The 13,264-nt window shown below is 69.6% G+C and carries 13 protein-coding genes; 7 read left to right on the top strand and 6 right to left on the bottom strand.

The features are described 5' to 3' along the window. Window positions 1-8: 8 nt before the first annotated feature. Window positions 9-1,082, bottom strand: coding sequence for a M4 family metallopeptidase (locus ACTWQE_RS20775; protein WP_443330498.1), 1,074 nt, complete (start codon window positions 1,080-1,082; stop codon window positions 9-11). A 289-nt stretch (window positions 1,083-1,371) separates the two neighbouring features. Between ACTWQE_RS20775 and leuA the strand changes: the two genes are divergently transcribed. The 4 genes from leuA to ACTWQE_RS20755 all read left to right on the top strand — a co-directional run bounded on the left by leuA (window position 1,372) and on the right by ACTWQE_RS20755 (window position 6,064). After that, window positions 1,372-3,138, top strand: coding sequence for a 2-isopropylmalate synthase (gene leuA, locus ACTWQE_RS20770; protein ID WP_443330497.1), 1,767 nt, complete (start codon window positions 1,372-1,374; stop codon window positions 3,136-3,138). Between the two features lie 529 nt (window positions 3,139-3,667). Further along, the gene (locus ACTWQE_RS20765; protein ID WP_443330496.1) at window positions 3,668-4,324 is read left to right on the top strand and encodes a TerB family tellurite resistance protein; all 657 of its coding nucleotides are present in this window, start codon (window positions 3,668-3,670) and stop codon (window positions 4,322-4,324) included. A 116-nt stretch (window positions 4,325-4,440) separates the two neighbouring features. Continuing rightward, window positions 4,441-5,187: a DNA repair protein RecO gene (gene recO, locus ACTWQE_RS20760; protein WP_443330495.1), complete on the top strand. Its 747-nt coding sequence runs from the start codon at window positions 4,441-4,443 to the stop codon at window positions 5,185-5,187. Between the two features lie 19 nt (window positions 5,188-5,206). Further along, a complete protein-coding gene (locus ACTWQE_RS20755) occupies window positions 5,207-6,064 on the top strand; it encodes an isoprenyl transferase (RefSeq protein ID WP_443330494.1) in 858 nt (285 codons plus the stop codon). A gap of 241 nt (window positions 6,065-6,305) precedes the next feature. Here the strand turns inward: ACTWQE_RS20755 and ACTWQE_RS20750 are convergent, their stop codons facing one another. Further along, window positions 6,306-6,461 (bottom strand): hypothetical protein, encoded by a 156-nt coding sequence (locus ACTWQE_RS20750; protein ID WP_443330493.1) that lies wholly within the window; start codon window positions 6,459-6,461, stop codon window positions 6,306-6,308. Between the two features lie 257 nt (window positions 6,462-6,718). Between ACTWQE_RS20750 and ACTWQE_RS20745 the strand changes: the two genes are divergently transcribed. After that, on the top strand, window positions 6,719-7,087 hold the full coding sequence (locus tag ACTWQE_RS20745) for a peptidase inhibitor family I36 protein (RefSeq protein ID WP_443330492.1): 369 nt from the start codon (window positions 6,719-6,721) through the stop codon (window positions 7,085-7,087). Next, the gene (locus ACTWQE_RS20740; RefSeq protein ID WP_443330491.1) at window positions 7,081-7,974 is read left to right on the top strand and encodes a hypothetical protein; all 894 of its coding nucleotides are present in this window, start codon (window positions 7,081-7,083) and stop codon (window positions 7,972-7,974) included. The genes ACTWQE_RS20745 and ACTWQE_RS20740 overlap by 7 nt, the downstream gene beginning before the upstream one ends. Before the next feature lie 402 nt (window positions 7,975-8,376). Here ACTWQE_RS20740 and ACTWQE_RS20735 read toward each other — a convergent pair whose 3' ends face one another. The 4 genes from ACTWQE_RS20735 to ACTWQE_RS20720 all read right to left on the bottom strand — a co-directional run bounded on the left by ACTWQE_RS20735 (window position 8,377) and on the right by ACTWQE_RS20720 (window position 11,629). Further along, a complete protein-coding gene (locus tag ACTWQE_RS20735) occupies window positions 8,377-8,811 on the bottom strand; it encodes a Fur family transcriptional regulator (RefSeq protein ID WP_443330490.1) in 435 nt (144 codons plus the stop codon). A 70-nt stretch (window positions 8,812-8,881) separates the two neighbouring features. Beyond that, entirely contained in the window at window positions 8,882-9,775 is an 894-nt protein-coding gene (locus ACTWQE_RS20730) for a metal ABC transporter permease (RefSeq protein WP_443330489.1), read from the bottom strand. A gap of 73 nt (window positions 9,776-9,848) precedes the next feature. Beyond that, the gene (locus tag ACTWQE_RS20725; protein WP_443330488.1) at window positions 9,849-10,634 is read right to left on the bottom strand and encodes a metal ABC transporter ATP-binding protein; all 786 of its coding nucleotides are present in this window, start codon (window positions 10,632-10,634) and stop codon (window positions 9,849-9,851) included. An 11-nt stretch (window positions 10,635-10,645) separates the two neighbouring features. Beyond that, window positions 10,646-11,629, bottom strand: coding sequence for a metal ABC transporter substrate-binding protein (locus tag ACTWQE_RS20720; protein WP_443330487.1), 984 nt, complete (start codon window positions 11,627-11,629; stop codon window positions 10,646-10,648). 216 nt (window positions 11,630-11,845) lie between these two features. Here ACTWQE_RS20720 and ACTWQE_RS20715 point away from each other — a divergent pair, with 216 nt between their 5' ends. Next, window positions 11,846-13,228, top strand: coding sequence for a glycine--tRNA ligase (locus ACTWQE_RS20715; RefSeq protein WP_443330486.1), 1,383 nt, complete (start codon window positions 11,846-11,848; stop codon window positions 13,226-13,228). The last annotated feature ends 36 nt before the right edge of the window (window positions 13,229-13,264 follow it).

The raw sequence follows: 13,264 nt of genomic DNA, 5'->3' as shown, positions 1-13,264 counted from the left end.
CCGGCCGGTTACCTCCCAGCTTCCCGCTCCACGGCCGGAATGCCCACCTGGGCCCACGCCTTCAGCAGTGCCTGGCGCACATCGCCCTCGCCGTAGCGGGACCGCGCCGCGGCGACGGTCAGCCGGGCGAAGTCGGCGAAGTCGGCGTCCGGGGCCAGCTCTCCGCCGGTCAGCACGTCGTACCAGATCTGTCCGGCCCTCTCCCATGCGTGCCCGCCGAGGGCCGTGGCGGCGAGGTGGAAGGCGCGGTTGGGGATCCCCGAGTTGATGTGCACCCCGCCGTTGTCGCGGCCGGTGCGGACATAGTCGTCCATGGTGGCCGGCTGCGGGTCCTTGCCGAGGACGTCGTCGTCATACGCCGTGCCCGGGGCCTTCATGGAGCGCAGCGCCACACCGCTGACCCGCGGGGCGAGCAGACCCGCGCCGATCAGCCAGTCGGCCTGGTCGGCGGTATGGCCGAGTGCGTACTGCTTGATCAGAGAGCCGAAGACATCGGACAGTGACTCGTTCAGGGCGCCGGACTGGCCGAAGTACTCCAGATTGGCGGTGTACTGGGTGACGCCGTGGGTCAGCTCGTGTCCGATGACATCCACCGGAATCGTGAAGTCAAGGAAGATCTCGCCGTCGCCGTCCCCGAAGACCATCCGCTCGCCGTCCCAGAAGGCGTTGGCGTAGTCCCGGCCGTAGTGGACGGTCGCGTCCAGGGCCATACCGGAGCCGTCGATGGAGCTCCGGGAGTACGCCTTGAGGTAGAGCTCGAACGTCGCTCCCAGCCCGGCGTAGGCGCGGTTGACGGTGGCGTCCCGCGTCGGCTCGTCGCCCTCGCCGCGCACCTCACGGCCGGGCAGCTCCTCCCGGTGCTCGGCGTCGGAGACCGTCCGGAGCGGCCGGTCGGCCGGACCCTGCGGGGAACGGGCGGGGCCGGCGCCGACGACCGTCGTCAGCCGGCGACGGGTGCGCTGCGCGGCGTCGTGCTCCAGGGTGCGGCGGGCGGGGGCGGCGAGCGACGAGTCCCCGGCGCGGGCGAGCTCGTCGAGGACGTGCGGCGGCACGATCGTGCAGAAGACGGAGTTCCTGGTCATGCAGCGCAATGTGGCACGGGGTGACCGTACTGTCACTGCGTGCGACGAAGATTAGTGAAATGGAGTGATAGGTCACCATCCAGCCGTGACCGCGGTCGCGTCTTGCATACTGGAACGGACTCGGTACCGACCGTGGGACTCGGCTAGGCTGCGGATCATCATGCGTTTCCGGCAGCTCCTCCTTAGTCGCCGCGGCGAGGGCCTGTAGTCGAGGCCGACCCCCTCCCCGCGGAGTCCGGTGTTGCCCGCCGTCGGCCGTCGAACATCCTTCGACAGGAGCCCCACGCACATGATCCCCGAGAATTCCGTAGGCCGCCCCACGCCCATCACCGCGTCCTCGGTCACCCAGCGGCCCTCCGGAATGCCGATCCACCGCTACGGCCGGTACGAGGCCGTGGACATCCCGGACCGCACCTGGCCGGACAACCGCATCACCCAGGCACCCCGCTGGCTGTCCACCGACCTCCGGGACGGCAACCAGGCGCTGATCGACCCGATGTCCCCGGCCCGGAAGCGGGCGATGTTCGACCTGCTGGTCAGGCTGGGCTACAAGGAGATCGAGGTCGGGTTCCCCTCCTCCGGGCAGACGGACTTCGACTTCGTCCGCTCGATCATCGAAGAGGGCGCGATCCCCGAGGACGTGACGATCTCCGTCCTGACCCAGGCGCGCGAGGAGCTGATCGAGCGCACGGTCGAGTCCCTGCGGGGCGCGCACCGGGCCACGGTGCATCTTTACAACGCGACCGCGCCGGTCTTCCGCCGCGTCGTCTTCCGGGGCTCGCGGGAGCAGGTCAAGGCCATCGCCACCGACGGCACCCGGCTGGTGATGGAGTACGCCGACAAGATCCTCGGCGCTGAGACGGCCTTCGGCTACCAGTACAGCCCCGAGATCTTCACCGATACCGAGCTGGACTTCGCGCTGGAGGTCTGCGAGGGCGTCATGGACGTCTGGCAGCCCGAGCCCGGCCGCGAGATCATCCTCAATCTGCCGGCGACCGTGGAGCGTTCGACGCCGAGCACCCACGCCGACCGCTTCGAGTGGATGTCGCGGAACCTCTCGCGCCGCGAGCACGTATGCCTGTCGGTGCACCCGCACAACGACCGGGGGACCGCCGTCGCCGCCGCCGAGCTGGCCATCATGGCGGGCGCGGACCGCATCGAGGGCTGTCTGTTCGGCCAGGGCGAGCGGACGGGCAATGTCGACCTGGTGACGCTGGGGATGAACCTGTTCAGCCAGGGCGTCGACCCGCAGATCGACTTCTCCCAGATCGACGAGATCCGCCGCACCGCCGAGTACTGCAACCAGATGACCATCCACCCGCGCCACCCCTACGCGGGCGACCTGGTCTACACCGCCTTCTCCGGCTCCCACCAGGACGCCATCAAGAAGGGCTTCGAGGCCATGGAGGCCGACGCGGCCGCCCAGGGCAAGGGGGTGGACGACATCGAGTGGGCGGTGCCGTATCTGCCCATCGACCCGAAGGATGTCGGCCGCTCGTACGAGGCCGTGATCCGGGTCAACTCCCAGTCCGGCAAGGGCGGTATCGCCTACGTCCTGAAGAACGACCACAAGCTGGATCTGCCGCGCCGGATGCAGATCGAGTTCTCGAAGATCATCCAGACGAAGACCGACACCGAGGGCGGGGAGGTCACCCCGGCGCAGATCTGGTCCACCTTCCAGGACGAGTACCTGCCCACCCCGGAGAACGCCTGGGGCCGGATCGCCCTGCGCTCCGCGCAGACCTCGACCACGACGGACGGCGGCGACGCGCTCACCGTCGAAGCCGTCGTCGACGGCGTGGACACGGTCCTGACGGGCACAGGCAACGGCCCGATCTCCGCGTTCTTCGACGCCCTGGCCGCGGTCGGCGTGGACGCCCGCCTGCTGGACTACACCGAGCACACGATGAGCGAGGGTGCGAGCGCCCGCGCCGCCTCGTACATCGAATGCGCCATCGACGGAAAGGTCCTGTGGGGCATGGGTGTGGACCCGAACACCACCCGTGCCTCGCTGAAGGCGGTCATCTCCGCGGTGAACCGCGCCGCGCGCGGCTGAACCCGCGCCCGGTCACCGGCCTCGTTTCCCGCTGACGGCTCTTCCGGCCTCTCGGCCCGGCCGGCTGTCGCCTCGTACCCCCCGTCGATCGGCGGCCGGGGGTGCGGGGGGTGACCATGCCGAGGGGCTCGACCGCTGATGACAGCTCCGACCCTCCCCTGGTCCGGCGCGACGCCGGAGGGGGCCGCGGGTGGCAGGGCGGCAGGTGCCCGATCTGCGGAACGTCCCCTCCGTGCCCGCGCCGGGGTGCGGGGGGCCCGGTGTGATCTGCGCCGCTGTTCCGGAGGGGGCCGCGAGGCTCCCGGGCACCGCTCCGCAGGTCGCACACCGGGCACCGGGCGGCCCCGCGCGTGCCGGGTCGCCGGGCGGGCCGTGTTTGCTCCGTACGGGGTGCTGACGCCGCATCAAGAATGTGGTTAACATCACCCCCACACGGCACCGTTGCCGAAGAGTCACCACATGACGGCGGTCCGTGTCCGGGTGTTCGGGGCCGATGCGTCGGAGGTGCGCGATGCAGCGAGTGTGGGGAATGCGCACGACCTGGCGTACGGTCGGCGACGGCGAGTTCTTCTGCCCCGAGTGCGGAGGCGACCGCAACTACCGCCGCCGCGCCGGCCGGCGCCGGTTCGCCCTGCTCGGCGTCCCCCTCCTCCCGCGCGGAGCAGCCGGTCCCGTCGTCGAATGCTGCTCCTGTCACGACCGGTTCGGGGCCGAGGCGCTCGACCACCCCACCACCACCCGCTTCTCCGCCATGCTGCGCGATGCGGTCCACACCGTCGCCCTGGCGGTCCTCACGGCGGGCGGCGCCGAGGACCGTGCCGCACGAGAGGTCGCGGTCGGTGCGGTGCGCTGCGCCGGATTCGCGGACTGCACCGGGGAGCAGTTGCTCGCCCTCGTCGAGGCCCTGGCCGCCGACACAGGACGGTTGCCCGGCTGCTTCGAGGACGGACTCGAGGGCGGCACCGTCCTGGCCATCGAGCTCCATGAGGCCCTCGAGCCCCTGGCGCCCCACCTCGCTCCCGCGGGACGCGAGGGCATCCTGCTGCAGGGCGCCCGTATCGCCCTCGCCGACGGCCCGTACAGCCCCGCCGAGCGCGAGGCCCTCGCCGCCGTCGGCCGCGCCCTGCTCCTCGGCCACGAGGAGACCGAGCGCCTCCTGGCCGCTGCGGCCCGCATGCCCTCCTGAGGCCGGGGCGCCCTCCTGAGTCCGCGGGCCCACCCGAGGCCGTATGCCGTTCTGTGGCCGTGTGCCGTCCCGAGCCCGCGGCGGGGGCAGCCCCGTTCGTACGCGACAATGGCCGCATGAGTCTGTTCCGCGACGACGGCATCGTGCTGCGCACCCAGAAGCTGGGTGAGGCGGACCGGATCATCACGCTGCTCACCCGCGGCCACGGCCGGGTACGAGCCGTCGCCCGCGGCGTGCGGCGCACGAAGTCGAAGTTCGGAGCACGGCTGGAGCCGTTCTCCCATGTCGATGTGCAGTTCTTCGCCCGCGGCAGCGAGCTCGTGGGCCGCGGCCTGCCGCTCTGTACGCAGAGCGAGACCATCGCTCCGTACGGTGGCAGCATCGTCACCGACTACGCCCGCTACACCGCCGGCACCGCGATGCTGGAGACCGCGGAGCGGTTCACCGACCATGAGGGCGAGCCCGCCGTGCAGCAGTATCTCCTGCTCGTCGGCGGACTGCGGACCCTCGCCTCCGGGGAGCACGAGCCGAACCTCGTGCTCGACGCCTTCCTGCTCCGCTCACTGGCCGTCAACGGCTACGCACCCAGCTTCGAAGCGTGCGCGCGCTGCGGGATGCCCGGCCCCAACCGGTTCTTCTCGGTCGCCGCGGGCGGCGTCATCTGCGCCGAGTGCCGGGTGCCGGGGAGCGTCGTACCCTCGGCGGAGTCCCTGACGCTGCTCGGCGCGCTGCTGACCGGGGACTGGGAGACGGCCGACGCGTGCGAGGCCCGGCACGTACGCGAGGGCAGCGGGCTCGTGGCGGCGTATCTGCACTGGCACTTGGAGCGCGGTCTGCGCTCGCTCAGATATGTAGAGAAATAGGAATGAGGAGACGGATCGCATGGCACGACGCGGGATTCTGGGACGTACCCGCCGCGAGTACCTGACGCCCGAGCCACACCCGTCCGGTGCCCGCCCGCCGAAGATCCCCGGCGAGCTGGTGCCGAACCACGTGGCCATCGTGATGGACGGGAACGGCCGTTGGGCGAAGGAGCGCGGCCTGCCGCGGACCGAGGGCCACAAGGTCGGCGAGTCCGTCGTCCTCGACGTCCTCAAGGGCTGTCTGGAGATGGGCGTCAAGAACCTCTCCCTGTACGCCTTCTCCACCGAGAACTGGAAGCGCTCGCCCGACGAGGTGCGCTTTCTGATGAACTTCAACCGCGATGTGATCCGCCGCCGCCGCGACGAGATGGACGCGATGGGCATCCGGATCCGCTGGGCCGGGCGGATGCCCAAGCTGTGGAAGTCCGTTGTCCAGGAACTCCAGGTGGCGGAGGAGCAGACGCGCGGCAATGACGCGATGACGCTCTACTTCTGTGTCAATTACGGCGGCCGTGCGGAGATCGCAGACGCCGCCGCCGCGATCGCCGCGGACGTCAAGGCAGGCAGGCTCGACCCGTCGAAGGTCAACGAGAAGACCATCGCGAAGTACCTGTACTACCCGGACATGCCGGATGTCGACCTGTTCGTGCGCCCGTCCGGAGAGCAGCGCACCTCCAACTACCTGATATGGCAGAGCGCTTACGCCGAGATGGTGTTCCAGGACGTGCTGTGGCCGGATTTCGACCGGCGCGACCTGTGGCGGGCCTGTCTGGAGTACGCCTCGCGCGACCGCCGTTTCGGCGGCGCCATCCCCAATGAGGCGAACGAGGCGCAGGAGCCGCAGGAGCCCCAGGAGTCGAAGGAAGCGCAGGCATAGCGCCGGCGTGGAGACGAAGGGAGCCGGGGAGGCGTTCAGCCTCCCCGGCTCCCGGCCGTTGTGCCGACGGTTCGTCACCGTTCCCGGCTCCTGCCCCTCGCCGAAGTGACCTCTCCCGGGCAGGGGGCGGGCCTCCAGGGCTGCCAGCGCTTCGCCGCCGCGAAGGACTTCTCGTGGCTCGTCACGCAGCCTTGGCCGGGCAATCGACCTGCTGCGCTTTGGTCAGCAGACTGTCTCCTCATCACCGCCTCAGCGATTTTGCGGGCTTCGCCTTGTCGTACGACAAGGCGGTGCGCTGCCGCACCCAGGTCCGTTGCCGCTCCTCCGTACGGCCCGCAGCCTTCGCCGCTGGGCCCTCCGGCAGGTCCACCGCGCGGTGCACGAAGTTGACCACCACGTTCGGTATCTCGTCGAGTTATGGCGGGTTTTATCGTATCTGGGGTCGCTGTGTGCTGCGAGCCTTGACCGGGTTGGTCCTCCAGGGGCCGCAGATGTCTCGTGGTGCTCGCGCTCGGCGGGCGGGAACGGGGCTGGCGGCACATACGCGGAGGAATCCCGACCGGCACACCGTACGGGGCAGGTTGGGACCGCCTCGCACGCTGCCTCTACCATCGCGGCCGCTGAGAAGGGCGGCCATCAACAGGAGGACAGAGTATGAAACGGATTCTTCCCAAGGCCGGTGTGCTCCTTGGCGCTGTGGCGCTGGCTGCAACCGGCTCGCTGGTGACCGCTGCGCCCGCCCATGCGGCGTACTCCGACTGTCCGTCCGGGGCGCTCTGCGCGTACCTGGGCACCGGCGGCGCGGGTGACCCCGGGACGGTCTGGGGCAACAACACCAATCTGCTGCAGTACAACAAGTTCAACAACGCCGAGTCGCTGTACAACAACGGCAACAACTGCGACGTCACCGTCTACTCCGGCCTGAACTACACGGGTTCGCCTGCCTTGGCCAAGCGGGGCTGGACCTACAGCCCCCTCTACAGCCCCTGGAAGGACAACGTCGCCTCCAACCGCTGGTGCTGAGCCGATTCCACGGGCGGCTCCCTTACCTCGCCCTGATATTGGCCGCGGCCGGTTGCTCCTCCTCCGAGGAGCCCGGCCGCGAGCCTGCCGCGCCCGATGTCCGCCCGCTTTCGGGAGTCACCGCGTTCAGCCACGTCGACTCCGTGCGCCTGCACGACCGCGAGGAGCGTGCCGTCACCGCCTGCATGACCGCCCGCGGCCAGGAATACACGGCGCAGCCCGCGATCGCCTCCGCGCGCGGGGCGGAGACGAACCCGTACGGACTGCTCACCCCGGAGCGAGCGGCGGCGGACGGTTACGGCATCGTCGGCGAGTACCTCCACCTGCGGTCCACGCCGCCACCCACCGACAAGCCGCGTACGAAGGCGTGGCAGCAAGCCCTGACCGGAACCGTGGAACACCGGGTGACGCTGCAGCTCCCGGGCGGGACCAACGTTCAGTACTCCACAGACGGCTGCATCGCCCGAGCGCAAGCGGAAGTGTACGGGCCGGAGTGGAAGACTCTGGAGCCACTCACCGTGAACCTGGCGAACCGGGTGCTCGCCACGGTCGAGGAGGAGCCGGCCTACCGTGAGGCGGTCCAGCGCTGGTCCGCCTGCATGACGGAATCCGGGCATCCGGGAGCGGACCTTCAGGCCGCCCGCGCGCCGCTCAACGCCCGCCTGCCCGCGGCGGCAAAGGACGAGGGGACATTGCGGGCGCTGGGCCGTGACGAGATCGAGGCCGCGAGCGCCGACGCCCGGTGCCAGACGGACACCGGGTTGGCCGAGGCCGTCGCGGACGTCCAGCGGGAGGTCGAGCGGAAGTTGCTCACGACGGAGAACGAGAAGACCATCGCGCGCTATCGGCAGGCCAAGGAACGGGCGCTCGACGCCGCGGCCGAGTGAGGAACTCGCTCGGGCCCCACATGTGGCTCAAACGAGACCAGACGGTCCACCGATGCACGGGCTGACACTCGCCATCGCCGTTACCTCCCGTTCTTTCGGCCGCGGGATACGTGACAGCGCCCAACTGCGCTGGGGCGCAGTGGTCCTCATGGCGGATTCAGGAGCGGTTTACGGACTCATCGGTGCCGTTGGCGGGGCCCTTGTCGGCGCTGCAGCAGCCGTATACGGCCCGTTGCGTCTGCGCCGTCGCAGCACTGCCAGTCAGCGCACTTCCATGCTCACCGGCCGGACGAACACAGTGGGTCGGCGTCCCACGACCACCTCCGAGATCAGGTCTTGGAGGTGGTCTGCCGACCCAAGAACAGCAGGTCGATTACCCGGTCAAGGCCGCGTGACGAGCTACTAGGACTTTGCCGCCGCGCACTCGCCGCACGTGCCGAAGATCTCAATCGTATGGGCGACGTCCACGAAGCCGTTGTCGGCCGCGATCTGGTCCGCCCACTTCTCCACCGCCGGGCCCTCCACCTCAACCGCCTTGCCGCAGCTGCTGCACACCAGATGGTGGTGGTGGTCGTCGGTGCTGCAGCGGCGGTAGACGGCCTCGCCCTCGCTCGTGCGCAGGACGTCGACCTCGCCCGCGTCGGCGAGCGACTGGAGGGTTCGATAGACGGTGGTCAGGCCGACCGAGTCGCCGCGGTGCTTGAGCATGTCGTGCAGCTCCTGAGCGCTGCGGAACTCATCCACCTCGTCGAGGGCGGCCGCCACTGCGGCGCGCTGCCGGGTCGACCGGCCGCGCACCGGCGCGATGTTCGTCGGACGGCTCCCCGCGGTAGTCACCGTTGCCTCCTCTGATCGCCCGATCCGCACGTACGAGTGGCCATTGTGCCAGTTCGCGGGCGCGGAGCGGTTACACGCTGACGTCGTCCCCCGCCGGGCGGATGCCCGGTGCCTCCAGAGTGCACCCTTCCCCTGCCGCCGCGGCCCTGCGGGCCCTTCTTCTCGCCAGCGGCGCGGCGAGCGTGGTGATCAGCCCGAAGACGGCGATGGCGAGAACGACGATGCTCGCCCCGGGGGGCACATCCACGTAGAAGGAGTAGACGGTGCCGGACAGACTGACGACCGTGCCGATGCCGATGGCGAGTGCGAGGGTCATGGCGAAACCGCGGGTGGCCTGCTGGGCGGCGGCGACCGGAACCACCATCAGCGCGCTGACCAGCAGCAGGCCGACGACCCGCATGGCCACGGTGACCGTGACGGCCGCGGTGAGGGCCAGAAGCAGGTTCAGCAGCCGTACGGGCAGGCCGGTGACCCGGGCGAACTCCTCGTCCTGGCAGACGGCGAACAGCTGTCGCCGCAGGCCCAGGGTGATCAGCACCACCAGGGCGGCCAGTACGCAGATCGCCACCACATCCGACCGCGAGACCGTGGTGATGGAGCCGAAGAGATAGGTGGTGAGGTTGGCGTTGGAGCCGTTCGGCGCGAGGTTGATCAGCAGGACGCCGCCTGCCATGCCGCCGTAGAAGAGCATCGCGAGGGCGAGATCGCCGCGGGCCTTGCCGTACCAGCGGATCAGCTCCATCAGCACCGCGCCGAGCGAGGAGACCACGACGGCCGTCCATACGGGGTTGGTGCCGGTCAGGAAGCCCAGCGCGACGCCGGTCAGCGCCACGTGCCCGATACCGTCGCCCATGATCGCCTGGCGGCGCTGGACGAGATAGATACCGACGGCAGGGGCGGTGATGCCCACCAGCACGGCGGCCAGCAGCGCCCGCTGCATGAAGTCGTAGGTGAGGATGTCCATGGTTCTCAGCACCCCCGCGTCGAGTGCGGTGAGCAGTGGCGGCGGGGGGCCGGCTCGTTGGCGGTGGTGTCCTTCACGTCAGCAGCCCCGTCCGGATCGGTTCGGCGTTCGCGCCCGTATGCGGGTGCACATGGTCGTGGCCGGGCAGCGCGTGCTGGCCGACGGCCTCCGGCGGTGTTCCGTCGTGTACCACGCAGCCGTCGCGCAGTACCACCGCACGGTCGATCAGCGGCTCCAGCGGGCCCAGTTCATGCAGGACGAGGAGCACGGTGGTGCCTGCGCCGACCTGCTCCCGCAGGGTGTCGGCGAGTACCTCCTGGCTGGTGTGGTCCACACCAGCCATCGGCTCGTCCAGGATCAGCAGATCGGGCTCGGCGGCCAGGGCGCGGGCGATCAGCACCCGCTGGTGCTGGCCGCCGGAGAGCGCGTTGACGGAGTCCTTGGCGCGGTCGGCCATGCCGACCAGCTCCAGTGCCCGTTCCACCGACGCCCGGTCGGCCTTACGCAGCAGCCCGAGCTTCGTACGGGCCAGACGACCCGCCGAGACGACTTCGCGGACCGTGGCGGGCACCCCGCTCGCGGCGGTGGTCCGCTGCGGTAGGTATCCGATGCGCGCCCAGTCGCGGAACCGGCCCAGCGGGGTGCCGAACAGCTCCAGCTCCCCTCCGGTGAGCGGCACCTGACCGACCACGGCCCGTATGGCGGTGGACTTCCCGGAGCCGTTGGCGCCGAGCAGCGCGACGACCTCGCCCCGCCGCACGGTCAGTTCGATCTTGCGCAGCACGGGCCGCGAGCCGAGCGAGGCGGATGCCTCGCGCAGGGATATGACCGGCTGTCCTTCATCGGCGCGGCTTGCCATGCGTGCCTTCCTCACTTGGCCTCGAGGGCCTGCTGCAGGTTCTTGAGGTTCGACTCCATGACCTCGACGTAGTCGTCGCCCTGGGACTTGGCGCCGATGCCCTCGACCGGGTCGAGCACGTCGGTCTTCAGCCCGGTGTCCTTCGCCAGGGCCCTGGCCGTCCTGTCGCTGGCGAGCGTCTCGAAGAAGACCGTGGTGACCTTCTCCTGCTTCGCGATCCCGTGCAGCGCGCGTACCCGGGCGGGGCTGGGCTCGGCCTCCGGGTCGAGGCCCGCGATGGCCTCCTGGTCCAGGCCGTAGCGCTCGGCGAGGTAGCCGAAGGCGGAGTGGCTGGTGATGAACGTGTCGGTGGAACGCTTCTTCAGGCCGTCCTCGAACCTCTTGTCGAGGCCGTCGAGCTCGCCGACGAGCTTCTCGGTGTTCTTCTTGTAGTCGTCGGCGTGGTCCGGGTCGGCCTTCTCCAGGGCCTTGCCGACGCCCTTGGCGACCTCGGCGTACTTCACCGGGTCGAGCCAGATGTGCGGGTCGGCGGGGGCGTCCTCTTCGCCGCCGTGGCTCTCCTCGCCGCCGGGGGCATGGTCCTCACCGCCGTGGTCGTGGCCGACCTCGGTGCCATGGTCCTCGAGCTTGGTCAGGGAAGCGGCGTCGACGGTGTTCTTCACGCCGGACTGGGCGACGGCTTCGTCCACCGCGGGCTGGAGGCCCTTGAGGTAAAGGATCATTCCGGCTTCGCCCAGTTGGGCGGTCTGCCGGGGGCTGAGCTCCAGATCGTGCGGCTCGGTGCCGGGTTTGGTCAGACCGGAGACGGTGACATGGTCGCCGCCGATCTCCTCGGCGAGGTATTCCATGGGGTAGAACGACGCCACTACGGTCAGCTTGCCGTTCTCGCCGCCGCCCGTGCTGCCGGACGAGGAGCAGGCGGACAGAGAGCCGAGGGCGAGCGCGGTGGCTCCGGCGGCGGCTGCGGCGGGTATGAGACGGCGTCGTACGTTCATGACACTCATTTTCAACAAAGGTGGAAACGGTTGTCAACAAAGATAAGGGGACGGTCCGGCCCCGAACCGATTTGATCCGGGGGGTACAGCCGCCGGTAATCTGAGGTATTCGCTGGGCCGCAGCGGGCCGGCACCTCCCCGGGGGCGCCGCCCTCCGCGCGTGGGTGCCGGCGGATCACACCATGACCGCTTCGTCGTCGTAATGAAGAGAGCACCGTGGCCGCCGACAAGATCGACACCATCGTCAGCCTGAGCAAGCGCCGTGGCTTCGTCTACCCGTGCAGTGAGATTTACGGCGGCCAGCGTGCCGCCTGGGACTACGGGCCGCTCGGCGTCGAGCTCAAGGAGAACATCAAGCGCCAGTGGTGGCGCTCCATGGTCACCTCGCGCGATGACGTGGTCGGTATCGACTCGTCGGTGATCCTGGCCCCCGAGGTCTGGGAGGCCTCCGGCCACGTCGCCACGTTCACCGACCCCCTCACCGAGTGCACCTCCTGCCACAAGCGGTTCCGCGCGGACCACCTGGAGGAGGCGTACGAGGCCAAGCACGGCCATCTGCCGGCCAACGGACTCTCCGACGTCAACTGCCCGCACTGCGGCAACAAGGGCGCCTTCACCGAGCCCAAGCAGTTCTCCGGGCTGCTGGCCACCCACCTCGGCCCGACCCAGGACTCCGGCTCGGTCGCGTATCTGCGCCCCGAGACCGCGCAGGGCATCTTCACCAACTTCGCGGCCGTACAGCAGACTTCGCGCAAGAAGCCGCCCTTCGGAATTGCGCAGATGGGCAAGTCCTTCCGGAACGAGATCACTCCGGGCAACTTCATCTTCCGTACGCGTGAGTTCGAGCAGATGGAGATGGAGTTCTTCGTCAAGCCGGGCGAGGACGAGCAGTGGCACGAGTACTGGATGGAGCAGCGCTGGAGCTGGTACCGGGACCTCGGTATCCGGGAGGAGAACATCCGCTGGTACGACCACCCGGCGGAGAAGCTGTCGCACTACTCCAAGCGCACCGCCGACATCGAGTACCGCTTCAACTTCGGCGGCACCGAGTTCTCCGAGCTGGAGGGCGTGGCCAACCGCACGGACTTCGACCTGTCCGCGCACTCCAAGGCTTCGGGGACGGACCTGTCGTACTTCGACCAGGAGGCCGGCGAGCGCTGGACCCCGTACGTCATCGAGCCGGCGGCCGGTGTGAACCGGGCCATGCTCGCCTTCATGCTGGACGCGTACAACGAGGACGAGGCCCCGAACGCCAAGGGCGTCATGGAGAAGCGCACCGTGATGCGGCTCGACCCGCGGCTGGCGCCGGTGAAGGTGGCCGTGCTGCCGCTGTCCCGGAACCCGCAGCTGTCGCCGAAGGCCAAGGGTCTGGCGGCCGATCTGCGCAAGAACTGGAACATCGAGTTCGATGACGCCGGCGCCATCGGCCGCCGCTACCGCCGCCAGGACGAGATCGGTACGCCGTTCTGTGTCACGGTCGACTTCGACACCCTGGACGACAACGCGGTGACCGTGCGCGAGCGCGACACGATGAAGCAGGAGCGCGTCTCGCTGGACCAGATCCAGGCCTACCTGGGCGGCCGCCTGCTCGGCTGCTGAGCCTGTCCGGACGCCGTTGACGACGTGGTGGGGGGG

The organism is Streptomyces sp. 8N706 (genome assembly GCF_052245415.1).
GTDB lineage: Bacteria > Actinomycetota > Actinomycetes > Streptomycetales > Streptomycetaceae > Streptomyces.
Note: the sequence above shows the minus strand (reverse complement) of the source record. Positions and strands in the feature narration are given on the sequence as shown.

What these genes read in the sequence shown, in the direction of transcription:
- ACTWQE_RS20775 (WP_443330498.1), bottom strand. Translation starts at nt 1,082, where the DNA reads ATGACCAGGAACTCCGTCTTCTGCACGATCGTGCCGCCGCACGTCCTC.
- leuA (WP_443330497.1), top strand. Translation starts at nt 1,372, where the DNA reads ATGATCCCCGAGAATTCCGTAGGCCGCCCCACGCCCATCACCGCGTCC.
- ACTWQE_RS20765 (WP_443330496.1), top strand. Translation starts at nt 3,668, where the DNA reads ATGCGCACGACCTGGCGTACGGTCGGCGACGGCGAGTTCTTCTGCCCC.
- recO (WP_443330495.1), top strand. Translation starts at nt 4,441, where the DNA reads ATGAGTCTGTTCCGCGACGACGGCATCGTGCTGCGCACCCAGAAGCTG.
- ACTWQE_RS20755 (WP_443330494.1), top strand. Translation starts at nt 5,207, where the DNA reads ATGGCACGACGCGGGATTCTGGGACGTACCCGCCGCGAGTACCTGACG.
- ACTWQE_RS20745 (WP_443330492.1), top strand. Translation starts at nt 6,719, where the DNA reads ATGAAACGGATTCTTCCCAAGGCCGGTGTGCTCCTTGGCGCTGTGGCG.
- ACTWQE_RS20730 (WP_443330489.1), bottom strand. Translation starts at nt 9,775, where the DNA reads ATGGACATCCTCACCTACGACTTCATGCAGCGGGCGCTGCTGGCCGCC.
- ACTWQE_RS20725 (WP_443330488.1), bottom strand. Translation starts at nt 10,634, where the DNA reads ATGGCAAGCCGCGCCGATGAAGGACAGCCGGTCATATCCCTGCGCGAG.
- ACTWQE_RS20720 (WP_443330487.1), bottom strand. Translation starts at nt 11,629, where the DNA reads ATGAACGTACGACGCCGTCTCATACCCGCCGCAGCCGCCGCCGGAGCC.